General features: G+C 38.7%; 18 protein-coding genes and 1 tRNA gene. 11 read left to right on the top strand and 8 right to left on the bottom strand.

Annotated features, from left to right (window positions below; translation table 11 throughout):
* Nucleotides 1-156 precede the first annotated feature (156 nt).
* The gene (rfbB, locus tag JXQ92_RS11140; protein ID WP_421986695.1) at nucleotides 157-1206 is read left to right on the top strand and encodes a dTDP-glucose 4,6-dehydratase; all 1050 of its coding nucleotides are present in this window, start codon (nucleotides 157-159) and stop codon (nucleotides 1204-1206) included.
* Nucleotides 1203-2063, top strand: coding sequence for a glucose-1-phosphate thymidylyltransferase RfbA (gene rfbA, locus JXQ92_RS11135; RefSeq protein WP_421986694.1), 861 nt, complete (start codon nucleotides 1203-1205; stop codon nucleotides 2061-2063). The genes rfbB and rfbA overlap by 4 nt, the downstream gene beginning before the upstream one ends.
* 3 nt (nucleotides 2064-2066) lie before the next feature.
* On the opposite strand, the gene JXQ92_RS11130 is transcribed toward rfbA, so the two are convergent.
* Nucleotides 2067-3071, bottom strand: a complete 1005-nt coding sequence (locus JXQ92_RS11130; protein ID WP_421986693.1) for a M28 family peptidase — start codon at nucleotides 3069-3071, stop codon at nucleotides 2067-2069.
* A 157-nt stretch (nucleotides 3072-3228) separates the two neighbouring features.
* Between JXQ92_RS11130 and rimP the strand changes: the two genes are divergently transcribed.
* From rimP to infB, 3 genes are read left to right on the top strand one after another with little or no spacing between them, the layout of a single operon-like run.
* Nucleotides 3229-3696, top strand: coding sequence for a ribosome maturation factor RimP (gene rimP / locus JXQ92_RS11125; RefSeq protein WP_421986692.1), 468 nt, complete (start codon nucleotides 3229-3231; stop codon nucleotides 3694-3696).
* Nucleotides 3697-3701: 5 nt separating this feature from the next.
* Nucleotides 3702-4946, top strand: coding sequence for a transcription termination factor NusA (nusA, locus tag JXQ92_RS11120; RefSeq protein WP_421986691.1), 1245 nt, complete (start codon nucleotides 3702-3704; stop codon nucleotides 4944-4946).
* Between the two features lie 39 nt (nucleotides 4947-4985).
* The gene (gene infB / locus JXQ92_RS11115) at nucleotides 4986-7793 is read left to right on the top strand and encodes a translation initiation factor IF-2 (protein WP_421986690.1); all 2808 of its coding nucleotides are present in this window, start codon (nucleotides 4986-4988) and stop codon (nucleotides 7791-7793) included.
* Between the two features lie 224 nt (nucleotides 7794-8017).
* Here the strand turns inward: infB and JXQ92_RS11110 are convergent, their stop codons facing one another.
* Nucleotides 8018-9202 (bottom strand): THUMP-like domain-containing protein, encoded by a 1185-nt coding sequence (locus tag JXQ92_RS11110; protein ID WP_421986689.1) that lies wholly within the window; start codon nucleotides 9200-9202, stop codon nucleotides 8018-8020.
* Nucleotides 9199-10191: an aspartate-semialdehyde dehydrogenase gene (locus tag JXQ92_RS11105; RefSeq protein WP_421986688.1), complete on the bottom strand. Its 993-nt coding sequence runs from the start codon at nucleotides 10189-10191 to the stop codon at nucleotides 9199-9201. Before JXQ92_RS11105 ends, JXQ92_RS11110 begins: the two co-directional genes overlap by 4 nt.
* Before the next feature lie 226 nt (nucleotides 10192-10417).
* Here JXQ92_RS11105 and JXQ92_RS11100 point away from each other — a divergent pair, with 226 nt between their 5' ends.
* From JXQ92_RS11100 to JXQ92_RS11085, 4 genes are all read left to right on the top strand, one after another.
* Nucleotides 10418-16516 (top strand): lamin tail domain-containing protein, encoded by a 6099-nt coding sequence (locus JXQ92_RS11100; RefSeq protein ID WP_421986687.1) that lies wholly within the window; start codon nucleotides 10418-10420, stop codon nucleotides 16514-16516.
* Between the two features lie 519 nt (nucleotides 16517-17035).
* Nucleotides 17036-17422, top strand: a complete 387-nt coding sequence (locus JXQ92_RS11095; RefSeq protein WP_421986686.1) for a TraR/DksA family transcriptional regulator — start codon at nucleotides 17036-17038, stop codon at nucleotides 17420-17422.
* Entirely contained in the window at nucleotides 17422-17994 is a 573-nt protein-coding gene (gene scpB / locus JXQ92_RS11090) for an SMC-Scp complex subunit ScpB (protein WP_421986685.1), read from the top strand. The genes JXQ92_RS11095 and scpB overlap by 1 nt, the downstream gene beginning before the upstream one ends.
* 43 nt (nucleotides 17995-18037) lie before the next feature.
* Nucleotides 18038-18841: a pseudouridine synthase gene (locus tag JXQ92_RS11085; RefSeq protein ID WP_421986684.1), complete on the top strand. Its 804-nt coding sequence runs from the start codon at nucleotides 18038-18040 to the stop codon at nucleotides 18839-18841.
* Between the two features lie 113 nt (nucleotides 18842-18954).
* Here the strand turns inward: JXQ92_RS11085 and JXQ92_RS11080 are convergent.
* Nucleotides 18955-19027, bottom strand: a tRNA-Phe gene (locus JXQ92_RS11080).
* 99 nt (nucleotides 19028-19126) lie between these two features.
* On the opposite strand from JXQ92_RS11080, the gene JXQ92_RS11075 reads away from it, so the two are divergent.
* Both JXQ92_RS11075 and JXQ92_RS11070 read left to right on the top strand, forming a co-directional pair.
* Nucleotides 19127-20452 (top strand): 4Fe-4S dicluster domain-containing protein, encoded by a 1326-nt coding sequence (locus tag JXQ92_RS11075; protein ID WP_421986683.1) that lies wholly within the window; start codon nucleotides 19127-19129, stop codon nucleotides 20450-20452.
* 18 nt (nucleotides 20453-20470) lie between these two features.
* Entirely contained in the window at nucleotides 20471-21268 is a 798-nt protein-coding gene (locus JXQ92_RS11070) for a (Fe-S)-binding protein (protein WP_421986682.1), read from the top strand.
* Nucleotides 21269-21339: 71 nt separating this feature from the next.
* Here JXQ92_RS11070 and JXQ92_RS11065 read toward each other — a convergent pair whose 3' ends face one another.
* Genes JXQ92_RS11065 through JXQ92_RS11050 form a run of 4 tightly spaced genes read right to left on the bottom strand, consistent with a single transcriptional unit; the run spans nucleotide 21340 to nucleotide 25064 of the window.
* A complete protein-coding gene (locus tag JXQ92_RS11065) occupies nucleotides 21340-22191 on the bottom strand; it encodes a hypothetical protein (protein ID WP_421986681.1) in 852 nt (283 codons plus the stop codon).
* A gap of 4 nt (nucleotides 22192-22195) precedes the next feature.
* Complete coding sequence (locus tag JXQ92_RS11060; protein ID WP_421986680.1) at nucleotides 22196-22873, bottom strand: DM13 domain-containing protein; 678 nt, start codon at nucleotides 22871-22873, stop codon at nucleotides 22196-22198.
* A complete protein-coding gene (locus JXQ92_RS11055) occupies nucleotides 22870-24354 on the bottom strand; it encodes an ATP-binding protein (protein ID WP_421986679.1) in 1485 nt (494 codons plus the stop codon). Before JXQ92_RS11055 ends, JXQ92_RS11060 begins: the two co-directional genes overlap by 4 nt.
* On the bottom strand, nucleotides 24354-25064 hold the full coding sequence (locus JXQ92_RS11050; RefSeq protein WP_421986678.1) for a response regulator: 711 nt from the start codon (nucleotides 25062-25064) through the stop codon (nucleotides 24354-24356). The genes JXQ92_RS11055 and JXQ92_RS11050 overlap by 1 nt, the downstream gene beginning before the upstream one ends.
* Between the last annotated feature and the right edge of the window lie 78 nt (nucleotides 25065-25142).

Below are 25142 nucleotides of genomic sequence, written 5' to 3'. Positions count from 1 at the left end.
TTTGTGGAAAATTACTTAAAATACATTTCCAAACAAACGTTTGTTAGGAAGAATGGTTCATCTAAAAAGTCTGTTACTGATAGGCATTAATTCGCTAGTCATCGAAGTCTATTTGTGTAGAGAAATCTTAACTTTACTTTTGAGCAAAAGCAAATCATGAAAAGAATATTAATTACAGGAGGTGCAGGGTTTATCGGCAATCACGTTGTCAGGCTATTCGTTAATAAATTTCCAGAATATGAGATTTATAACCTTGACCAACTTACCTATGCAGGAAACCTAGAAAATCTTAAGGATATAGAAGGAAAGGAAAATTACACCTTTATTAAAGGAGATATTACCAATGCGCAGTTCATAGATGAGCTTTTTATAAAATATCAGTTTGAAGGGGTTATTCATTTAGCGGCAGAGTCTCATGTCGACAGATCGATTTCAGATCCTTTGGCTTTTGTCAATACAAATGTTATCGGGACGGTAAATCTTTTAAATGCTGCAAAAAGTTGCTGGGCAAATGATTATTCAAACAAGCTTTTCTATCATATCTCAACAGACGAGGTTTATGGATCTCTTGGAGAAGAAGGCTTATTTACTGAGGAAACATCATATGATCCTCAATCACCATATTCTGCATCTAAAGGCAGTTCCGATCACTTTGTGAGAGCCTATGCGAATACTTATAAGTTACCAATTGTAATTTCAAATTGCTCCAATAATTACGGACCAAATCAATTTCCAGAAAAACTGTTACCATTGTGCATCAATAACATTAAAAACAACAAGCCCTTACCTATATATGGCAAAGGTGAGAATATCAGAGATTGGCTATACGTAGTGGACCACGCACGTGCTATCAATACCATTTTTCATCAAGGTAGAGCTGGCGAAACTTATAATATTGGTGGAATTAACGAATGGAAAAACATAGATATCGTTAAACTTCTCTGTGATATTATGGATAAGAAATTAAATAGACCAGAAGGTAAATCTCGAGAGCTTATTACGTTTGTGAAAGACCGTGCCGGTCATGACATGAGGTATGCCATCGATGCTAGTAAAATTGAGAAAGAGTTAGGGTGGACACCTTCACTTCAATTTGAAGAAGGACTTGAAAAAACTGTAGATTGGTACCTCAGTAACACAAATTGGCTTGAAAATGTGACTTCAGGCGACTATCAAAATTATTATTCTAATCAATATCAATCATGAAAGGTATTATTCTAGCTGGGGGTTCTGGCACTAGATTGCATCCACTTACGATCGCTATTAGCAAGCAGTTGATGCCTGTTTATGACAAACCCATGATCTATTACCCACTTTCCATTTTAATGCTAGCTGGTATTAAGGATATTCTGATTATTTCTACACCGCACGACTTACCACTTTTTGAAAAACTCCTTGGTGATGGAAGCCGAATAGGGTGTAAATTTAACTATGCCGTTCAACCAGAACCTGAAGGACTTGCACAGGCATTTATAATTGGAGAAGAATTTATCGGGAACGACAAAGTTGCTTTGGTTCTTGGAGACAATATCTTTTATGGCTCTGGACTCCCAAAATTATTACAGAGCAATACAGATCCAGAAGGTGGAGTAGTCTATGCCTACCGAGTTAACGACCCAGAGAGGTACGGTGTCGTGGAATTTGACGATAAAATGAATGCATTGTCAATTGAAGAAAAACCAGATAATCCAAAATCAAATTGGGCGATTCCTGGGCTATACTTTTATGATAATAGAGTTGTTGATATTGCTAAAAACCTTAAACCGAGTGAAAGGGGCGAACTTGAAATTACAGATATAAACAAGGCTTATTTAGAAATGGGCGCGTTGAAAGTAGGCATTATGGATAGAGGTACGGCATGGCTTGATACTGGAACCATTCAATCTCTTACACAAGCTGCACAGTTTGTTCAAATTTTAGAAGAAAGACAAGGCATTAAGATATCTTGCATAGAAGAAATTGCCTTTAGAATGGGATTCATTAACAAAGAACAACTCATGAAAATTGCAAAACCACTAGAAAAATCCGGTTACGGTAAATACTTAAGAAAACTACTCGAGTAAGTGCTATTCGTTATAAAGAACAGACATTAAAAGACTAGCTACATTACCTAAAGTCTCCTTACTGATATTTTCCATGTTATCGTTTTCAGTATGCCAAACTGGAGTAAAACCAACTTCAGTATCTGGTCTATAGTCTATAATATCAATCATAGGAATTCTAGCATCCTCATTAATATAAACGTGATCATCAGTTATTCTACCAAAACCGAGTTCTTTCTTGAACATAGCACCATAGCCTAATTTTTCAGCAATAGACCATACGTTCTGAAGAACGCGGCCTGCATTTTCTTGTGATACACTGTCATAATAAAATGTAGCATTAGGCGCACCAACCATATCTAATAAAATTCCATAGTAGGCCGAATAATTAGCTTTGTGCTTATTCTTGCTCCAATACTGCGAACCAAGACACCACCAAGTTCTTTTATCATTGGGTAAATCTCTACTAGCTTCGTCGTTGTGCTCACCCCAATCCTCCCCATCAAAAAGAATAATATCAATACCTACATCAGGAGCCTCATTAATACTTAACGCTCTGGCCACCTCCATCAATACACCGACGCCACTACCACCATCATTTGCACCATCAATTACCGCATACTTTTCGCTTGAACCTTGGTCAGAAAACGGCCTCGTATCCCAATGGGCAGATAACATTATTCTTTTTTTCTTCTCAGGATAAAAGGAAGCAATAATATTCGTCAATTCGACCTTCGTACCATCATACACATAGTCTGTGAATTCTTGCATTGTAACAGCCGCACCAAATGATTCAAATTTTGACTTTAACCACTGTGATGCTTCCTTATGCGCTTTTGAGTTAGGTACCCTCGGCCCAAAATCAACTTGTTTCTGAACAAAGGCAAATGCAGAATCAGGACTAATTGAAGGCGCAGTTTTCAGTGGTTCTTGAGCGGAGTTAGATGCAGATGAACCTACTTCTTTTCCACCACAGGCATAAAGAAATACAAATGCAAATAGAATTAGGATAGTCTTAATATGTTTCATAGAGCAAGATTCTACTTCGAAAGTAATAGGCTTTTACGAAAAAAATAGGTTTCTCGCTTCGTATTTGATAAGAAATAAAATTCACCTATTTTTGTGCTACTTATTTGGAGATACTACCAGAGGGGACCTTAAGTCCCCTCTTTCTTTGTAAAATATTATGGAAATAACGTCGCAGCTTAAAACAATTGCCGAATCCTTTCTTAAGGACGACAGTTATTTTATTGTCGATGTAATTTCAAAAGGAGTTTCTGGCAGAGCTAAACATTTGATCTTATTAGATGGTGATAATGGCGTCAATATTGATGATTGCGCATCATTGAGCAGACAAATTGCAGCAGAGGTTGAAGCAGAAGACTTAATAGAAGGTGCTTTTATTCTAGAGGTTTCTTCTCCCGGACTAGATCACCCTTTGGCTTCTAAAAGGCAGTTTGCAAAGAATGTAGGTAGAAAATTAAAAGTAAGGTTACAAGATGGAACAATGCTTCAGGGAAAACTGGAAAGTGTAGAAGACGAAGCATTGGAAATTTTAAAAGAAGTAAAAGAAAAGAAGAAGATAGTGACTGAAAAAACCTCTATCCTTTTCGATTCTATAGATAAAGCGAACGTTTTAGTGTCATTTAATTAAGAGAAATGGACAGTGGAGTATTAATCGAGTCATTCGCAGAATTTGCAAAAAGCAAAAACGTAGACCGACCAACGATGATTAGAATTCTGGAAGATGTTTTCAGAACGATGATCAGGAAGAAATATGAAGTGGATGATAACTTCGATATTGTTATCAATGCTGATAAAGGAGATTTAGAGATTTGGCGTTTCCGTGAAATCGTCGACGACAACTCCGAAGACATCTGGGATTACGATAAAATTTGTTTAACCGACGCGCGTAAAATAGAGCCTGATTTCGAAATAGGTGAAGAAGTTGCTGAGGAAATAAAATTGGTTGACTTTGGTCGAAGAGCAGTTATGACTGCCCGTCAAACGCTTATTCAGCGTATCAAAGACTTAGAAAAAGATATTCTTTATCAAAAGTATAAGGACCTAGTAGGCGAGATTATTTCTACAGAGGTTTATCAGATTTTGAGTAGAGAAGTGCTCCTAATGGATAATGAAGACAATGAGCTTTCTATTCCAAGAAACGAGCAAATTTCAAAAGATCGTTTCAGAAAAGGAGAATCTGTTCGCGCTATTGTCGACCGCGTTGATATGGTCAATGGTAGCCCGAAAATTATTCTTTCAAGAACTTCAGGAGAATTCCTAGAAAGACTATTTGAGAGTGAGGTACCAGAAGTTTACGATGGCCTTATCACAATCAAAAAAGTTGTAAGGGAACCCGGTGAAAGAGCCAAAGTTGCTGTTGAGTCTTATGACGACAGAATTGATCCAGTTGGAGCATGTGTCGGTATGAAAGGTTCTAGAATTCACAGTATTGTTCGTGAATTACAAAACGAGAACATTGATGTTATCAACTTTACTGATAACATGGAACTGTACATTGCTCGAGCATTAAGTCCTGCTAAAATATCTACGATGAAAATCTTAGATGAAGAAGGGCGAGTATCAGTTTATTTAAAACCAGATCAGGTTTCACTTGCAATCGGTAAAGGTGGACAAAACATCAAACTAGCCTCAAAACTAGTTGGACTCGAAATTGATGTCTTTAGAGAACTTTCTGAGTACGAAGAAGAAGATGTTGATCTTGATGAATTTGCTGATGAAATAGACAGCTGGATAATTGATGAACTTAAGCGTATCGGTTTAGATACTGCAAAAAGTGTTATCACTTTAGAACCAACTGATATTGTAAAAAGAACAGACCTTGAGGAAGAAACTGTCAAGGCACTATTCGAAATTCTTAACAAGGAGTTCGAAAAATAATAGATTTTAAAAAAACCTTAAAAAAAGGGATATTTGAGTATGTCTGAAGAAAAAATGATGAGGTTGAGCCAGGTGGCAAGAAAACTTAATGTTGGTAGAAATACCATCGTTGACTTTCTATCTGCTAAAGGTCACTCAGTCGACAGCAGTCCTAATGCCAAGATCAATGGTGAGCAATATTCATTGCTAGCCAAGGAATTTGCTGCGTCTGCCTCTGAAAAAGAGGAAGCTTCTCATCTGACTATTGGTACAAAGCACGTAGAAGACTTAGCCGCTAAGGAGCCTTCTACCCCTGCAGAACCAATTGTTGAAGTGGTTGCTACTCCAGAACCTGAAGTGCCAAAAGAGGCACCAAAGCCGGAGCCTACTCCAGCGCCAGAGCCAGAGCCAGTTCAAGAACCAGTGGCTGAAGAAAAGCCTACACCTGAACCAGTAAAAGAGGAACCTGTTGCTGAAAAGCCTACAGAAACTCCTGTATCTGAAGAAAAGGCAGTGGAAGCAGCTGCACCTGCTGAAGAAAAAGCGGAAGACGACAAACCTGGGTTAAAGATCCTAGGTAAAATTGATCTGAATAAGGATAAGAAAAAGCCTGCTCCAAAGGCAAAAGAGAAAGAAGCACCAAAAGCCGAAGTTCCAGCAAAAGAAAAAGCTCCTTCCGAAGAGAAAACTACTGAAGAAGGAACGGGTAAAGTAATAGAAGCTAAAGCTGACTCCTTAAGAGGACTTAAAGTTTTAGGTAAAATTAAACTACCGGATCCTCCTAAAAAGGGTAAACCAGAAGCTAAGAAGCCAGGAGAGGATTCAAAAAGACCTCGAAAAAGGATTCAAAGCAAGTTCGAAAGGGCTAATAAAGGAGCCGGTGGACAAGGCGGAAACGACCAAAGAAGAGGTGGTGGACAAAGAGGTGGAAACAACAAAAAGCGTGTACCTAAAGAAGAGCTCACGGATAAGCAAATCCAAGAGCAAATTAAGGAAACACTTGCTCGTTTAAGTGCTGGCAAAGGCGGCGGTAAAAGCCGATCAAAATATAGAAAAGAGAAGCGTTCAGCTGTAGCAGAAGCCGCAGAAGAAAAAATGCTTCAAGATCAGGAGGATAGCAAAGTACTTAAGGTTACTGAATTTGTATCAGCAAGTGATTTAGCAAGTTTAATGGATGTTTCTGTTAATGATGTTATATCAGCCTGCATGACGCTCGGTATGTTCGTATCTATCAACCAGAGATTAGATGCTGAAGCCATTACTATCATCGCTGATGAATTCGGGTTCGATGTAGATTTTACAACTACTGAAGAAGAAACAGACATTGCCGAAGAGAATGATAAAGAAGAGGATTTACTTTCTCGTGCACCAATCGTTACCATTATGGGACACGTTGATCACGGTAAAACTTCCTTACTAGATTATATCCGTGAAGCAAATGTAACAGCTGGTGAAGCAGGTGGAATTACTCAGCACATTGGTGCTTATGATGTAACCACTAAAGACGATAAAAGAATTGCATTCCTAGATACACCGGGTCACGAAGCCTTTACAGCAATGCGTGCACGTGGTGCAAAAATTACGGATGTTGTAATTATTGTGGTCGCTGCTGACGATAATGTGATGCCTCAAACTAAGGAAGCCATCAATCACGCTCAAGTAGCTGAAGTGCCTATCGTTATTGCAATCAATAAAATTGATAAGCCGAATGCCAACGCTGATAAGATCAAGGAAGAGCTTTCTCAAATGAATGTTCTTGTTGAAGATTGGGGTGGTAAATATCAGTGCCAAGAAGTATCAGCCAAAACAGGTCAAGGTATTGATGAACTCTTAGAAAAAGTATTGCTAGAAGCCGAATTACTTGAGCTGAAAGCAAACCCTAATAAAAATGCAGTTGGTACTGTAATAGAAGCATCGCTTGACAAGGGACGTGGATACCTTTCTACTGTTATGGTACAAGGTGGAACCATGAAAATTGGTGATGTTGTACTCGCAGGCTCACACTTTGGTAAAGTAAAAGCCATGTACGATCACAGAGGAAACAGACTAAAAGAAGTAGGACCGGCCACGCCTGTTCAAATGCTTGGTTTAGCTGGTGCCCCTCAGGCTGGCGATAAGTTCAACGTGATGGATACTGACCGTGAAGCTCGTGAAATTGCTAACAAACGTGAGCAGATTCTTCGTGAGCAGAGTGTTAGAACCAAGAAACACATTACACTTGATGAAATCGGTAGACGATTGGCAGTGGGCAACTTTAAGGAACTCAATGTTATTGTAAAAGGTGATGTGGATGGTTCTGTTGAAGCATTGAGTGATTCACTACTTAAACTTTCTACCGAAGAAGTTCAAGTTAACATCATCCATAAAGGTGTAGGTCAGATTTCAGAATCTGATGTACTGCTTGCAACAGCTTCTGATGCAATTATCATTGGTTTCCAAGTAAGGCCTTCTGGCGGCGCTAGAAAAATTGCTGAAACTGAGGAAATCGAAATCAGACTATACTCTATCATCTATGATGCTATCAACGAGCTGAAAGATGCAATGGAAGGTTTACTTGAGCCAACTGAGAAAGAGGTTATTACAGGTAATATCGAAGTCCGTGAAGTATTCAAAATTTCCAAAATCGGTACAGTCGCAGGATGTTATGTTACTGATGGTTTTGTGAAGCGCAACAACCAAATCAGATTGATTAGAGACGGTATTGTAGCTTACACGGGAGATATCGGCCAGTTGAAGCGATTCAAAGACGATGTTGGTGAAGTGAAATCAGGTTATGAATGTGGTCTTAGTATCAAGAGTTTCAATGATATTCAAATTGGCGATATAATCGAAGGGTTCGAAATACAAGAAGTGAAACGTAAACTATAAGCTTCTAAAATTTATAAATTTAAACCTCGACTGAAAAGTCGAGGTTTTTTTATGGACAATATTTTGCTGATTCTTATTACTCTAAATGTCGCCATCATATTGATGGGGTTAATCAGTCCATGGCGCGCACTCTGGTGGATGAGTAAACAAAACAGACTGTTGGTGCTTAAATATTATGGAAGTGCTTTAATAATACTCCTAATCATAAGACTCATATTAGCATATTAGGTGACTTTCCTTGTCTGAAAGACCTTGGCTCCCATCTGATCAGAGGTCGCAAATAGATAGTCTTCGCCCCCCTCTTTCAACCCTGTCTTCTTTCTAATTTGGGCCACAGACATGGGATAATTGCGAACTGTAATATTAGCCTTCATTGTAGGGATAATTTTTCTCAATGACTTCTTATTCAAAGAAATCTCATCTAGTACTTCAAATGATCTACCAGGAAAATCATCCACTAAAACATCAGCAGTATACAAATGTGAATTGGGGTGGAGCTTTCGAAGCTTTAACCTTTCTCCTATCACTTTGAAACCCCCTCCTTTCAGAATACTCGCATTAGGCTCATAGAGATACTTTCTCATGGCCCCAAATGTCGAAAGCAATTCCTCTTCCTCGCTAAACTGAAAATCAAATTGTTCGGTTTTTCCCTTGGTCAGATTGACACAATGAATAATTGGATCTCCTTCCGCTGAAGCATTCAATTCAAAAAGTAGTTCTTTCACCTCATTTCCAACAGCCACCACATGCACGGCCGCAACATGCTGTAACTCCCTAATCGCTCCCTTAATATCAAGTAGCGGAGAAGTTTTAATAATCACCCGTTTCGATTTGACCAATAGGTCCGGCAGCAGGTCAATCACGTTCGGCTCGCAATCATTCAGACTGACGACTTTCTGATCTCTATCCCCCCTTCTTGCGGGGTCAATATAAATCAAATCAAAAGCCCTATTCTCTTTTAAGAACCTTATAGAATCATCCGTATGGACATGCAAATTCTGGAAGCCCAAAGACTCAAAATTATGTTGGGCTATGGCAGATAACCCTTCATTGCGTTCCACATAATGGCATTCACTAAAAAGATTGGCAAATGCCGAAATATCTACACCAAAGCCTCCGGTTAAGTCTACCATTCGCTTTCCTTTTTCGGCAAGTCCTGCCTTGTAGGCTGCCGTTAACTCAGAAGAGCATTGTTCCATCGATAGCAGGGGTGGAAATATAATTCTTGATGTACTAAACCAAGTTGGCAATTTCTTCTTTGCCTTTTGCTTAGATTGAATTTGAGTTACAATCTCTTTCATTGGCCAGTTAGGATATTTATTGGCCTTGAGCATTAGTGTTGCAGGATCACTTAATAAATGATCATTTATAAATTGCTGAATTTCCGGTGTTGAAAGCGCTTGAATCAAGCCTCTTGCATTTGTTGTTGTAAGTATTCTACAATTTGTACCGCGTTTGTAGCCGCACCTTTTCTTAAGTTATCAGCCACTACCCACATATTTAAGGTGTTTGCTTGGCTTTCATCCCTTCTCAATCTGCCTACAAAAACTTCGTCCTTTTTATGCGCTGTAAGCGGCATAGGATATAAGTTTTCAGCGGGATTATCTTGAAGAATAATACCTTCTGTTCCTTCTAAAAGAGATCTTACTTCCTCCAAATCAAAGTCTTCCTTAAACTCTACATTCAAGGCTTCTGAATGTCCTCCCATCGTTGGAATACGAACTGTAGTTGCCGTTAGCGCAATTGTATCATCATCAAAGATTTTTTTCGTTTCATTAATCATCTTCATTTCCTCTTTAGTATATCCATTATCTTGGAATACATCAATATGAGGTAATGCATTCTGATCAATTTTATGAGGGTAGCACATTTCACCTTCAATGCCGTTTCTCTCGTTCATCATCTGATCAACAGCCGCTTTACCAGATCCCGTAACAGATTGATAAGTAGAAACAACGATTCGCTTAATACCATATCTCTTTCTCAGTGGCTCTAAAGCCACAACCATCTGAATAGTTGAGCAATTTGGGTTGGCAATTATCTTGTCATCAGCGCTTAAAGAATGAGCGTTAATTTCAGGAACAATTAGTTTATGATCAGGACTCATTCTCCATGCTGACGAATTGTCAACCACAGTCGTGCCCACTTCGGCAAACTTTGGTGCCCACTCTAAAGAAGTGCCTCCTCCCGCTGAAAAAACAGCAAAGTCCGGCGCTAAAGCTATGGCGTCTTGCATAGTCATAAGCGTATACTCCTTGCCCTTAAATGTCTTCTTTAACCCAGCAGACCTGGCAGACGCTACCAAATACAACTCATCAAATTGAACATTTCTTTCTTCCAAGACTTCTAAAATCTCACCTCCAACAAGCCCTGTGGCACCTACTACTGCAATTCTCATTTCTCTATTATTCAATACAATAACTCCACTGAGTTATCACTGCAAATATACATTTAAGTGTTTTTAACCGCTTTACCGATTCAAAAAGTTTCAGCAACTCGAATAAAAATTTTATATAACTTATTTAATTTTTCTCTATACTTATTTGATTTATTAATTCAAAGTGAGATATTCATAAATAACTATTTTATGTTTTATTTATTTTTTATTGACTATTTAACTTTCCTTGAAACGTCTCTACACACTTTTTCTAATCATCCTTTCTTCTATAATTACTACTCAACCTAATGCAAGAAATGACATTCAGAGCTTTGAAAGCACATTCAATACTGGCTCCAATGTTTATTTTGTAGAGAATTGGAAAGGCAATGAAGTATCTACTTCGAAACGAATTTATCAGGGTGATAATCCGAGATCAGGCGAAAAATCCCTTAATATTATTACAACCTCTAGCTTCGAGGCTGTCATACAGGTCTCTTTAAACTTAGACAGTATAGAATTTCCAAGTGCGTCATTCTATGCTTATTCTAGACAAAATGGTTCTTCAAGTTCTACCAGGTCAGCTATTTTAAAAGTATCACTATCTACTGACGGCGGTACCAGCTTTTATAACGAGCAACAAATTGGTGATGATGGAACTTTTCCGAATGACGATTCCACTGAATACAAAAAATACAGCTACGATATTTCAATTGAACCAAATCAAAAAGATGATGTGGTCATTAAATTAAGTGTAGAACGCGGAGATGGTCAGGGCTCCTCAGCGGAACTGGTCATTGACGACTTCCAAATCATATCAGAAATTCCTCAGCTAGATATATCAAGTTTCACTGCCATATCAGGCGATTCTTTATTAGTAAAATTTAACCAAGGCATTAGTCAAAATTCCGCTGAAGACAGCAATAATTACACTTTGGACAATGGCGCCATTATTAAGAGTGCCACGTTATTGGAAAAGACTGAAGTATTGCTCATTCTAGAGGAACCACTTCTAAACAACACCTACAATTTATCGGCAAGTAATTTAGAAAGTCTTCTAAGCGGAGAGATATCTACTTTCCTAGAGGATAGCATTCGATTCGAAACACCTACAAACTTCCGTCAAGTTGTTATCAATGAAATATTCGCCGACCCAAATGGTGATTATTCCCCGCCACAAAGTGGTTTACCTACTGAGAGCTCGGCGGAATTCATTGAGCTATATAATAACTCAAGGCAAGCTATTGATATTTCAGGGTTTGATTTATCAGGAGGCATCATACAGCAATTTGTGCTAAAACCTGAAAGCCATGTTATCATCACTTCAACGGCAAATTATGAGCTTTACAAAGAATTTGGAACTGTTGCAACTGTCACTTCATGGAACACCCTAAGCAATTCTGGTGAAAATATAACACTAAAAGATAACCTTGGAAATGTAGTAGATACTGTAAACTATGACTTAAGCTGGTACCGAAACCTTGACAAGTCTGCTGGCGGATGGACTTTAGAACAAATTAACCCAAACCTGCCTTGTAGTGGCTTTGACAATTGGGAAGCCTCAACTGATAGTCTTGGAGGTACTCCTGGAATCAGAAACTCAAACTTTAGCGACTTACCGGATACGATACAACCTAGGATAATAAAGATCGAAGTATTATCAAGCCAAAGATTAGTTGCCCATTTCAATGAATCAATGGATAAGAACTCATTGATAAATGCCGACTACAGATTAGAACATCAGAATGAAAGCATTCCTATAGAAAATACCACCGCGTCCTTCTGGCAAGTAGAAATGAATCTTACCGACCGAATGGTTTCAGGCCGTCAGTATACCCTATCAATTACCGGTGCTACTGACTGTTCTGGAAATGAAATAGAGGCTGGTGGATTTACTTTTCTCTTTGACGATCAAGGTCCGGTCATAAACCATATTGTATTAAGAGATTCGATATCAATAGAAGTTCAGTTCGATGAACCAATTGATCAAACAGCCAGCTTAGATGCACAAGATTTTCAGCTTGAAAGTCAGAGATTGGATGTGATTAATGTAGAATATTCAGATACAAATTCGAATCAAATCAATTTGTCCAGTGCATCAGGATTTAAATTGGACTCAACATATACTTTAATCTATACTAATGTTTCGGACACTCTTGAAAACAGGTCCATAAACAAGTTTTTTGACTTCATTTTCGAAGATCACCTCGACACAGTGGAGATAATTTCGAGCCAGTTGATAGACCTTGTATTCAAGCAAGACCTGAATCAAAATAGCACGGAGGAAATCCATAATTACGCGTTGGGATCTGATGCTCAAAATCCCCTCAAAGCAGTATTGGATCAAGAAAGTAGAAATCGAGTCCATCTGATTTTAGATCAGTCGCTTCCAGAAAACAAAAGCGTAGATCTTACTTTTAATTTGCTTTACGATAAAGACTCGAATCGAATTCAGGCCCTAAACCGGATAATCACATTCGATACCAAAGCTCCAAGTGTTGATTCCGTTAAAGTAATCAATGAAAAAAGCATCGAATTATTCATCAGTGAACGAATTGATGTTTCATCAGCTGAGAACACTAGTAATTACCTTTTAAACAGAACTACCTACCCTATTAAAGCCACGTTAGAGAACCAAGGAGCTTCAGTAATCCTTGACTTTTCTGAAGAATTCATACCCGAAACAGAATATCAGATTAACATAAGTGATATATCAGATTTATGGGGCAATAAGCGAACGAGCAGTCAAAACCGAGTCTTTGTGTTCGACCAGCAACCTCCTAGCCTTGTGTCACTCCAAGTTATTTCTCCTAAAAAATTGTCTTTAACATTGTCTGAGTCACTCGACTCAACAACCGCCTTCGATACTTCTAACTATCTGGTCAGTAATGGCATTGACCATCCAAAACATGCATCACTTTCAGTAAGAGATGATCGTATTATACACCTTGAATTCGAAAGCTTAGGAAACAATGAATTCAATATTTTAGAAATCAAAAATCTTCAAGACTTAAGGGGCAATATTATCAGAGATAGCATTATCAGTTCATTCACGACTTTGACACCAATGTTAAGCGGGATAACCGTACAAAGCGGATTTGAAATTCAGCTGCAATTCTCTAAAGAACTAACTGGATCAAGTGCATCTGACCTTAGCAACTATGTTATTGAAGGAGTGACTTCATTGGCTCGTGTCAATCAAGACAGCTTGGACGCATCAATCGTGAGACTTTTCTTTGATGCTCCGATCCAACTTGACCAATCATATCCAATTCGGCTCAAAAACCTTGTCGACAATTTTGGAAACAGTTTAGAGCTGCTCGACACTACCTTTTCTTATACTAGCCCTATTCAAGAGATAACAACCCTAAGCAAGAATTCCATTTACATCTCTTTTTCCACCGATCTCGATTTTTCCAGCGTCGAACCAATAGAGAATTTTGAGGTAAATAATGGATTAGGAAGCCCTTTATTAATAAAAGTAGACGACAATGACCCGAAAAGCATTTTATTATTTTTTGAAGAAGCATTTCAGCCAAATCTAGCCTATACAATTTCAATAAATGGATTGAAAGATAAATTTGAAGACAATATTTCAGGTGTATCGCTTAGGTTCGTTTATGATACCAAACCGCCAGAAATAGAGTCAATTCAATCAGTATACCTGAATGAGATAGAAGTTGCTTTCAACGAACCTCTTGATATTGTAAGCGCAATTGTTCTTAGCCATTTCTTATTGAACGAAAATCAAATAGCGAAAAATGTTAAAATTGATAATAGTCAGAAAACGGCACTAATTATTTTCAATGAAAACTTAGTAGATGGCAACAGTTACTCCCTAGATGTGCGTCGGGTTAAAGATTTACAAGGCAATGAAATCATAAGCACTGCTCAAGATTTTATTCACGAAGCACCTCGCCTTCCTGAGTTTAGAGATATCGTAATCAATGAAGTTTATTTCGAAACGGCATCCGAATCTTACCTGCCAGAATTTGAATTTATTGAGCTTTTCAATCGGTCTGATGGGCCGATTCTCCTAACAGATTTTGTAATAACTGATCGAAGTGATACTGCGTTTCTTCCAAGCATCAATCTGCTCAGTGAAGAGCATATCATCCTAACCAAGTCTTCAGCAGAAAACGCTTATCGAGACTATGGAAATACCATGGGTATTGAAGGCTTTCCCAGTCTATCAAATACTGGAGAAACCGTTTGGCTTCTAGATCGAAATATGACGATTGTGGATTCCTTGTCATTCAACAGATCGTCCTATAATGACACACTAAGAAATAATGGAGGATTCTCATTAGAGCTTATCAATCCATTTAAACACTGTTTTGACGATTCAAACTATGGCGCGTCTACTTCCGCAACTGGCGGTACGCCAGGCCGATCTAATGAATTATTGAACACCAGTCTGGATGATGAAAAGCCAAATGTTTCATCTTTCGAAGTCATTTCATCTAGCCAATTAAGACTTGGTTTTAGTGAAGCTATGGACGTAACGAGTTTAGAGCCTGCTAGCTTTTTTATTGATACTGAAAATTCAATCGCTCAACTAAATTTCATCGGTAGCTTTGGCAAAAGCATAGACATAATTCTTGACCAACCTTTTAGAAAAGGAGAATTGGTTTCTATGGAAATTTCCAATGTGTTTGATTGCTCCAGAAACAATCGCCTCGATACAACAATCTATTTTTCTAAAGGAATAGAACCTACAATGGGCGACTTGGTTATAACTGAAATAATGGCCAACCCAATACAAGAACAGGAGCTTCCTAATGCTGAATACCTTGAAGTTTTGAATAAAAGTGAAAAGATTATTTCAATGCACAATTTGGTTTTAGCGGACGGAAATAATTCAACTATACTTAACGATTTTGATCTAAAACCGAACGAGTATTTGCTACTAGTACCTTCATCGGCAAGTGATGAATTTAGTTTTGCAGATCATCTCTTGCCCGTTACCAATTGGCCTAGTTTGAATAATAGCGCTGACAAAGTAGCCCTTTATACTTTGGCTGGAACAGAATTGATAAGCATCTCTTACGACGACTCTTGGTATACAGATACAGAGAAGGCAAATGGTGGCATTTCGCTTGAAATGATTGATCCAAATTATCCCTGCCTTCTTGCAAATAATTGGAATGCTTCCGAAAGTTCTACAGGTGGAACACCAGGTGATCAAAATTCAATCAATGCCGAAAACCCCGATGTAATAGGGCCAAAAATCCTTAGTGCAATCGCATTAAACTCTTCCACTATTCTAATAGACTTCGACGAGAAACTCTCAATAGAATCGGTTGAAATAATCGATTTTGTGGCCGATCAAGGCCTTGCATTTCTCTCCTTCCTAATCGGTGAAAGTAAAAAGACTATCACACTCTTTACCGAAGAAGACCTTAAGGAGAATACGGTCTACAAGGTCAGCGTGGAAAATATAACTGATTGTTCTGGAAACTTAATTGACGCAAATGCCAGTAACGCTGACCTAATTGTTGCTGGAATCCCATCACCAAAAGATATTTTAGTCAACGAAATTCTATTCAACCCAAGATCAGGAGGCGTTAGGTTTGTCGAAATCTATAACCATTCCAACAAATACATCAACATGAAGGATTGGGTTCTTAAAGGGGGTACAAATCAGGTTGTACTTTCAGCATCCAATTTATTCATTCAACCTCAAGAATACTTTATAGTCACAAATGACGAAAACATCTTAGCAGCTCAATATCCAAATTCAGTGATGGACAACCTGGTAATAGTGCGTTCTCTTCCAAGTTTTCCCTCAGATAAAGGTGAAGTAGGCTTATTGGATAACCTGAATAACGAGATAGACTTGTTCGAATACGACGAAGGATTTCATTCTCCGTTTCTTAAGATTCTTGATGGTGTATCTCTAGAACGCCTAAAGTTTTCTAACGAGACAAATAATTCTAATAATTGGTTTTCAGCATTAGCTAACGTGAACTATGCAACGCCAGGTTATGAAAACTCACAGTTTACGCCAGATATCCTTACGCCGCGAAATATAAGTGTGGCACCAGCAAGTTTTGCCCCTAACACATCAGCGGCAGATAACTTCACTACTATTAACTACAATTTCGAATCCCCGGGTAATGTGATAGATATAAAGATCTTATCTGCCGATGGCCGTTTGATCAAACAAGTTACCAAGAACACCTTAGTTGGTCGTGAAGGTTTCTTCAGATGGGACGGATCAACCGACACTGGCGGTAAAGCACGCATAGGTTATTATATGGTATTATGCACAGTCATCGGAACGAATAATGAAGTGAAAAAGCTCATAGAAAAAGTCGCTATTGGCGGTAGATTGAACCCTTAAAATTTCTCGAATAAAATAAATTTTAGAAGGAATAGATTTATTCTATTAATGACTGATTTCTTGCCTACATATTTTATGCAATCGTTATACATTGATCAGTTTTCTATATATATTATATCACTGACCAGATTAATCTAAGAGACACTACAACTATAACAAATGAATTGCTTAATCAATGAAACAGCCGACCACTATTTAAGGAAAGGCAAAAAACTAGAAGTTATATCCAGATACATAAGGCTTAAGTATCGCATTAGCATCGAAAACGCCACATTGGCCAAACGGTTGCAACTAATGAATTTAAACTACTAACTATATAAGGATCCCTAGGGATCCTTTTTTATTGCTTTTAAGGTTCTGACCATTCATTCGAATTCAGAATTTCCTAAATATGGAAAGGGTATTTTCCATAAAACCTTTGGCAATTTATTATGTCCGAAAAACAAAGTTATGTTTTGGGAATTATCGATTCGCCCTTATTTTAGCGCAAATTTTTAAGTCAACCATAAATAAATAAGAATGAGCCAAGTGGAAAAGAATAGATATTCGGCAAACGAACTTAGTGAATTTGAAGCGCTTATTAAGGAGAAGATTGACAAAGCGAAAGTCGAGCTAAACGAATTGAAAAAGAGTTTAACAAAAAGTGGTGATTCTGGAGACGACATCAGCAACAACTCTACAAAGGTATTAGAAGATGGTGCTGACACTATGGAGAAAGAAAATTTAAATCAATTAGCGGCTAGACAACAGAAGTTCATCAACAACCTTGAGAACGCCCTTATTCGAATTAAGAACGGTACTTATGGCATTTGCATAGATACAGGAAATCTGATTTCGAAAGAAAGACTCATGGCTGTTCCTCATACAATGCACTCCATTGCTGCCAAGTTGTCTAAGCGTAAATAATGGACTTTTTAAGTCAACATATTGAAGCCTTAATATTCTGCGCTCAAAAGCCCATTAAACTCGATGACATCAAATCCTGCCTCTCAGAAATGTTTGAGGCAGAAGTACCTGAAAAGGACGTGAAAAAAGCGATTGAAAGCATTTTGACAAAATACGCAGCTGACACCTACCCTTTTCAAGTAACGAAAACAGGCGGTGGCTATCAGTTTTTGACTAAGCCCGCTTACCAAGCGAGTATTGGAATTCTATTAAAACAACAATCTAAAAAGAGACTCTCTACTTCGGCTTTAGAAACTTTATCCATCATAGCCTATAAACAACCCGTTACCAAATCAGAGATTGAACAAATACGTGGCGTAAACTGCGACTACTCCGTTCAAAAGCTCTTAGAAAAAGAACTAATTGAAATAAAAGGTAAATCAGAAGCTGTTGGTCGCCCTTTACTTTATGGTTCTTCCGACCGATTTATGGATTACTTTGGCATTAATGACCTGAAAGATTTACCTAGCCCGAGAGATTTCGCCGTACCTGAAGAGGTACAAAACGAAAATCCATCTTCAGATCCTGAATAATCAGCTACCTTTGCTAAAAATCCAGTAGTGATACTGCGTAACGATGCAAAGAAAAAACTTCAGACCAAAAAAGAATCGCATAAGAAAAAAGGCTTCAGAAAAGCCAGATTACCAGAGCGCGAAGCTTCAGACCACTTCAGAAAAGTCTGACGGTATTCGTTTGAATAAGTATATCGCCAACTCAGGCGTATGTTCAAGAAGAGAAGCCGATAAACTCATAGAAAGCGGTCAGATTACAGCCGATAATAAGCCTATAAAAGAACTTGGCTTCAAAGTGAAACCCGGCGTTGTTATCAGGTATAACAAGCGAGTTCTTAAACCAGAAAAATTAGTTTATCTGTTGTTAAACAAACCCAAAGGCTTTATCACAACGACTACAGATCCGGACGGAAGAAAGACGGTAATGGACCTTATCAAAAATGCCTGTGAAGAAAAAGTATTTCCTGTGGGTAGGTTAGACCGCGTAACTACTGGACTATTGCTTTTTACTAATGATGGAGAATTAGCCAAAAAACTTACACTCCCAACGCATAAGATTAAAAAAATCTATCAGGTAGAACTGAACAAACCGATATCAAAGAACGACTTTGAGAGTATTGCCAACGGGGTTAAACTCGATGACGGTATTGCTCATGTAGATGATTTAGCAATAGTTTCAGAAGATGGTAAAGTATTGGGCATTGAAATTCACTTAGGTAAAAACAGAATTGTCAGGAGAATTTTTGAACACCTTGGATATCAGGTCGAAAAACTAGATCGTGTGGCCTACGGTGAACTTACCAAAAAGGACTTACCACGCAGCAATTGGAGGTTTTTAACCGAAAAAGAAGCGCTGTGGTTGAAATAAAATAGTATGCATGCATACTATTTTATACTTGATACTTATATTAGCAATAGACATGCAAACGATTTCGGTATATAAAAACAAAAAAGGCCTCTCGAAAAGAGAGACCTTTGATGTGGTGCTAAGTGGGCTCGAACCACCGACTCACGGATTTTCAGTCCGATGCTCTACCAACTGAGCTATAGCACCCTGAAATGGTGCACAAAAGTATATAAAAAGTTAATGCGTGCAAAACATTTTTAATAAATTCAAAACAGAGTTCTAGATCAACCTGTACTAACTAACAATATGGAATATCTGCCACAAATTGCCTTCCTCCTAATTATCGCTGTAGCGACCTTTTTTCTCTATAAAAGGATCACCCAAATCCGTAAAAATATTTTTTTAGGGAAGTCGGTAGAAAGAAACGATAATAGTTCGGAACGATGGAAAACAATGCTCTTAATTGCTTTTGGTCAACAGAAAATGTTCAAGCGTGTGGTACCTGCACTTCTTCACTCACTTATTTACGTGGGTTTCTTAGTAATCAACCTTGAAGTTCTGGAGTTTGTCATCGATGGATTTGCAGGAACACACAGAATCTTTGCTCCATACCTTGGCGGATTCTATACCGTCCTCATCAATGTGTTTGAATTTTTAACCGTAGGGGTAATCTTTTCATGTATTGCTTTTCTTATTCGAAGAAATGTAATGAAAGTAAAGAGGTTCAGCGGCGAGGAAATGCGCAAATGGCCAACACTAGATGCTAATCTTATTCTAGTGATCGAAATCATTCTAATGTTCGCCATTCTAACGATGAATGCTACTGACATGCTAATTCAAGGTCAAGATGAGCACTATGCTGAAACTGGAAAATTCTTCTTCAGTGGATTGATTATGCCTCTCTTTGAAGGAATGAGCGTAAGTAGCCTTATTGCTCTAGAACGTTTTGCCTGGTGGTTTCATATCATAGGCATTCTGGGCTTTGCCATTTATGTAACCTATTCTAAGCACCTTCATATTGCGCTGGCATTCCCAAACACATGGTATTCCAATCTTAATGCTAAAGGAAAGATTGAGAACATGCCAGTTGTTACAAATGAAGTAAAAATGATGCTTGGTATGCCCACTGAAGGTGCAAATGAGCCCCCTACCGAGGTGGAAAGATTTGGAGCAAAGGATGTCAACGACCTTAACTGGGTAAACATCATGAATGCGTACTCCTGTACAGAATGTGGCCGTTGTACCTCACAGTGCCCAGCAAATATTACGGGTAAGAAGCTTTCTCCAAGAAAAATAATGATGGCCACTAGAGACAGAGCTGAGGAAGTTGGCGCTAGTATTGCCAAAGGCGGTAAGGGACTTGAAGATGGTAAATCACTATTCGGAGACTATATCACCAAAGAAGAAGTAAATGCATGTACAAGTTGTAATGCGTGTGTTGAGGCTTGCCCTATTAACATTGATCCATTATCAATCATTTTAGAAATGAGACGATATGCCTCAATGGAAGAATCAAGTGCACCTGCTTCTTGGAATGGCATGTTCCAAAATATTGAAACTAGTTTCTCTCCGTGGAAATTTGCCCCTACCGATCGTTATAAGTGGGCCGATGAATTAAAAGAAAACGACTAATAAAGAAATCAGCAGAATATGAGCGATAATATAAATCGAGTACAAACCATGGCCGAAATGGTGGCCAAAGGAGAATCTCCAGAAGTACTTTTCTGGGTTGGCTGTGCAGGTTCATTCGACGATAGGTACAAGAAGGTAACCATTGCCTTTATCAAAATTTTAAACAAGGTAGGGATTTCTTTTGCCGTACTAGGTGATGAAGAAACTTGTACTGGCGACCCTGCAAGAAGGGCTGGAAATGAGTTTCTCTTTCAAATGCAAGCAGTAGCCAATATTCAGGTACTAGATGGCTATGGGGTTAAAAAGATTGTAACGGCTTGCCCTCACTGCTTTAATACCATCAAAAATGAATACCCGGAACTGGGTGGCAACTACGAGGTTATTCACCACGCCACTTTTCTACAACAACTGATTAACGAAGGCAAAGTAGGCCTGAAAGGCGGTGGAGAGTTTAAAGGCAAAAAGATCACCTATCACGATTCTTGCTACCTGGGCAGAGCCAACAATATTTACGAAGCTCCTAGGGAAGTATTGCAAGCCTTAGACGCAGAACTGGTTGAAATGAAGCGCTGCCGTACAAAAGGCTTATGCTGTGGTGCTGGTGGTGCTCAAATGTTTAAAGATGCTGAACCGGGGAATAAAGAGATCAATACAGAAAGAACTGAGGAGGCGCTTGCAACAGGTGCCAATGTGATCGCAGCTGCTTGTCCATTCTGCATGACTATGATGCGTGATGGTGTAAAAACTAAAAATAAAGAGGAGAGTGTTGAAGTACTTGACTTGGCAGAGCTGATCGCCAAAAACGAAGGACTCTAAAAGAATACTTATGCATAAAAAAGGCCGCTTACTATTGCTAGTAAGCGGCCTTTTTTTGATCCCATTTAAGGCTAAAAGCTTTTAAATAAACCTATGCTAAATGAAGGAGATGCTAATACGCGTTTACCTGATGCCGCAAAGCCAATAGCGCCTGAAATTCCAAGATTATCTTTAACGAAATAATTCACCTCTGGTGTGATAGCTAAATACTCTATGTTATTAGAGAAAATACCATTTGCCGGAGTCTCTAAATCACTTCCGTTCTGCAGTGAGTTTACGCTTAGCACTTTTAAAGCGCCGCTTACTTTTGGCGAAATTCTATAGCCTACTTCGGCGCCAATTCTAAATTCATCACTAAAATTCTCGCTTCGATTATTAAAAGCCGCAAGCGTATTGATATAACCCTTGCCCCCGTCGAAACTTCTACTTGCTTCAAGGCCAAGCATCACGTTAAACTCGCCATCACCAGTTTGTAAAACTTGTGTTTCTCCCCCAGCTGAATTTCCCAAGGGAAGTCCAAAAGTGAGAGTAGCGCTTACAACAACTGGTTTATTAACAATGAGACCATATTTTACGGACAGATCAAAATCACCTATCGAATTAACCGCATCACCTTCGGCCAGTAAAGTACCACTTGTCGAAACCTGCTCATTTAAGGTTGCTCGAGAGAAAAACGGCATATACGCCGTTACCCCTAGGCGATCGGTAAGTCCATATTCACCATAAATACTGCTGATATAAATGCTTGCCGTGGAAATATCAATGATTTGCCCACTAGGAGAAAAATATTGATTCGACCTAATCACAAATTGACTTAATTTCAAATACCCTTTTCCCTTAGGAATTGGCCATCCTCCGCCAGCAAAAACTGCGTTACTACCCAATATTAAAATTGCGATGATTACTATCTGTAATTTTCTCATAGCCTTAATTATCAAACTCTCCTGTACCAAATCCTACCCCGAAAGGCTTACAATAGATCACTACATGGTTGTAGGTATCTAACTCTGCATTAAGCCTACTGATAATATACGTTTGGCTTCCTGAATTAGCACTGAGTCTACCAACTTCAACCCCTCCTGTAACGCGGGTGGCGCTATTACTCAAATAGACGAATAAACCCGGGCCATTCGATGATTGGAAATTACTTGAGAAAGTTAATTCTAGATTGTCTCCATTTTCTACCAATGTGAAATTTCCATTTACGGTATAATCTCTTAGCCCCATAAACGAACCCGTTCTTTCCAAAGCGCGAAAAGTGGTCATTGGCCCGGCACCAAGTGTAATTGTATCGCTCGTACTGCCTGAAGAAACAGTGATTGTTACATCACCATCAGATATTGCAGTAGCCAAACCATCGGCCGTAATGGATACAATTTGTTCATCACTAGAACTCCAATTGGCATCGCTATTGACGCGTTCTCCTAGTTCATCGAAGAAATCTGCTTCGAATTGAAAAGAGTCGCCAATCGCCAAAGTCAATATTCGACTGGTAATAGTGAGTTGCTCGTCTACAATTACCTCCTCCACTACATCGGTGCCTATACAACTAAAGACGGTGATACTCGCAAAGAGCATCCATCCAAAAGATTTTATTTTTTTCATGCTTGGTGATAAGGTAGTTGAAATGAAAATGAAGTCCCTTTATTTAGTTTACTGGTCAGGTTTATGGTAGCATCGTGAATCTCTAATATCTTCTGCACGATGGCTAAGCCAAGTCCTGTATTATTCTTATCTAAACTCAATCTTTTATCGCCGATATGGTATCTATCGAAAACAAACGGAATTTGCTCTTCAGGTATACCTACACCAGTATCAGAAACCTGAATTTCTACAGCGCTATCCATTTCGTTTGTTTTAATAGTAATAGTGCCTCCTTCCGGTGTAAACTTTAAAGCGTTATCAATTAAGTTTTGAAGAACACGCTCAATTAAAGCGATATCTGCATTTACCAGTTCAATGTTATTAGAAATGACACTTTGAATAAGGACTCCTTTCTTACGCGCAAGGATTAAATACTTTTGGACAACATCCTGTAAAAGTTCATTGATAAAAAATGGCTCTTTTTTAGGGTGAACTTGCTTCGACTCTAGTTTAGAAAGTTCAAATAGTTCCGCCACCATTTTCTTCAGCTTTTCCGTACTTGAAAGAATAATATTTAGGTATTTATCTCTCTCTTCAATGCTCAAATCGTCCTTCTTAATCATCAGCGTTTCGATATAACCATGAATAACCGCCAAGGGTGTTCTTAAATCGTGACTAACATTGCCCACAAGTTCTCTTCGCAAATTCTCCATAGACTTGAGGTTCTCAATATTCCCTACAATGGTATCCGCCATATCGTTAAAAGCCATACTAAGGGTATTGAACTCTTTACCTGATTTAGCACTGATGCGCGCATCTAAATCTCCTTCTTGAAACCTACGAACGGCATCTATAATACCCCTTAGGTTTCTTGTGATAAACCAAATGGCTATTAAACCGATAAATAAAGCGGCAAACAGCGTAATTAGCATAGAACTACCGCCTAAAGAAGTGATATACTCGTTCCATAAATTAGAAGCGACAGCGTAGTATTCCTCCCCTGCCAGCACCACATAAACATAGCCTTGTAATTGGTCATTATCGGTAATGGCCGCCGCACTGAAAATTTGTAATTCACCAGGCTTTCGAGGGTCATCGCCCTGAACAAATTCCTCGCCACTAGCGTCGATAAAAGCTTGAATTGGCTCTAGGTTAACTGTTTTAAGCTTTACCTTTTTGTATGGTGCCACATGACTCAATATATAACCTGTCTTATCTAACAGATAAACCTCAATACTTGGGTTTACGGCCATCATATGATGCATAATATCATCTAAGGCATTTGCCGTTACCTCTCCATTAATGATTGGTTTTACTTCTTGAATGATGCTTTGGGCTATTCCAGCATTGAGCTTTTGGTTGCGCTCTAAATAATACTGATCGCTGGCCGATATCGAGAGTGTAATATGTACAGCTCCAACCATTATCAATAGCACTAAAAATGTGGCCGAAAGCTTCCAAAAAAGACTTACACCACCGTTAACTGAGTTTTTCTTCGCCATTATTCTTGATTTAATTCATCGTTAAAGCGATACCCCACACCCCATGAAGTCAATATATATTTAGGGTTTGAAAGGTCGCGCTCAATTTTTGTTCTCAACCTATTGATATGAGAGTTCACCGTATGCTCATAGCCTGCGAATTCATAACCCCAAACCACATTCAATAGACTTTCTCTGCTATAACTTTTACCAGGATTATCGGCCATTAGAGCAAGTAGGTCAAATTCTTTTGGTGTAAGCTCCATACGCTCCCCGTCCAAAATGACCTTCCTTTTGTTTTTATCGACAATGAGTTCGCCATGGCGGATTATCTCAGAGTCATGCTTATTACCTTCACCTTCAGATGCTGTTCTTCGAAGTATCGCCTTAACTCTGGCGGTAAGCTCTCTTATGCTAAAAGGTTTAGTCAGGTAGTCGTCGGCTCCCATCTCAAGGCCCAAAATCTTATCGATTTCTTCAGAACGCGCCGTGAGCATTAGAATTGGCGTCTTAATCTTGGCAGATCTTATCTCTCTGCAAACTTCTAAACCATCTTTCCCCGGCATCATTATATCCAAAATGATAAAATCTAGTCGCTCAGTTAGTGCCAGTTCCAAACCGGTATCGCCACGATCAGAAACGAGTGTTTCAAAGCCCATATCCTTCAAATGAATTTCTATCAATCCACTGATGTCATGGTCATCTTCTACTATGAGTACTCTTTTATCCATATCAAATTGCAAGGTTAATATTAGTTACTCACGAAAAGATCACAGAAGTCTAATCAATCTAAAACTGTAGCGATAAGC

Origin of the sequence: Roseivirga sp. (genome assembly GCF_049099775.1) — a bacterium.
Classification (GTDB): Bacteria; Bacteroidota; Bacteroidia; order Cytophagales; family Cyclobacteriaceae; genus Roseivirga.
This window is presented reverse-complemented; position numbering and strand designations above follow the sequence as displayed.

Bases quoted from the DNA above. Each gene is read 5' to 3' on its own strand.
- rfbB (WP_421986695.1), top strand. From the start codon at position 157: ATGAAAAGAATATTAATTACAGGAGGTGCAGGGTTTATCGGCAATCAC.
- rfbA (WP_421986694.1), top strand. From the start codon at position 1,203: ATGAAAGGTATTATTCTAGCTGGGGGTTCTGGCACTAGATTGCATCCA.
- JXQ92_RS11130 (WP_421986693.1), bottom strand. From the start codon at position 3,071: ATGAAACATATTAAGACTATCCTAATTCTATTTGCATTTGTATTTCTT.
- rimP (WP_421986692.1), top strand. From the start codon at position 3,229: ATGGAAATAACGTCGCAGCTTAAAACAATTGCCGAATCCTTTCTTAAG.
- nusA (WP_421986691.1), top strand. From the start codon at position 3,702: ATGGACAGTGGAGTATTAATCGAGTCATTCGCAGAATTTGCAAAAAGC.
- infB (WP_421986690.1), top strand. From the start codon at position 4,986: ATGTCTGAAGAAAAAATGATGAGGTTGAGCCAGGTGGCAAGAAAACTT.
- JXQ92_RS11105 (WP_421986688.1), bottom strand. From the start codon at position 10,191: ATGAGAATTGCAGTAGTAGGTGCCACAGGGCTTGTTGGAGGTGAGATT.
- JXQ92_RS11095 (WP_421986686.1), top strand. From the start codon at position 17,036: ATGAGCCAAGTGGAAAAGAATAGATATTCGGCAAACGAACTTAGTGAA.
- scpB (WP_421986685.1), top strand. From the start codon at position 17,422: ATGGACTTTTTAAGTCAACATATTGAAGCCTTAATATTCTGCGCTCAA.
- JXQ92_RS11085 (WP_421986684.1), top strand. From the start codon at position 18,038: ATGCAAAGAAAAAACTTCAGACCAAAAAAGAATCGCATAAGAAAAAAG.
- JXQ92_RS11075 (WP_421986683.1), top strand. From the start codon at position 19,127: ATGGAATATCTGCCACAAATTGCCTTCCTCCTAATTATCGCTGTAGCG.
- JXQ92_RS11070 (WP_421986682.1), top strand. From the start codon at position 20,471: ATGAGCGATAATATAAATCGAGTACAAACCATGGCCGAAATGGTGGCC.
- JXQ92_RS11065 (WP_421986681.1), bottom strand. From the start codon at position 22,191: ATGAGAAAATTACAGATAGTAATCATCGCAATTTTAATATTGGGTAGT.
- JXQ92_RS11060 (WP_421986680.1), bottom strand. From the start codon at position 22,873: ATGAAAAAAATAAAATCTTTTGGATGGATGCTCTTTGCGAGTATCACC.
- JXQ92_RS11055 (WP_421986679.1), bottom strand. From the start codon at position 24,354: ATGGCGAAGAAAAACTCAGTTAACGGTGGTGTAAGTCTTTTTTGGAAG.
- JXQ92_RS11050 (WP_421986678.1), bottom strand. From the start codon at position 25,064: ATGGATAAAAGAGTACTCATAGTAGAAGATGACCATGACATCAGTGGA.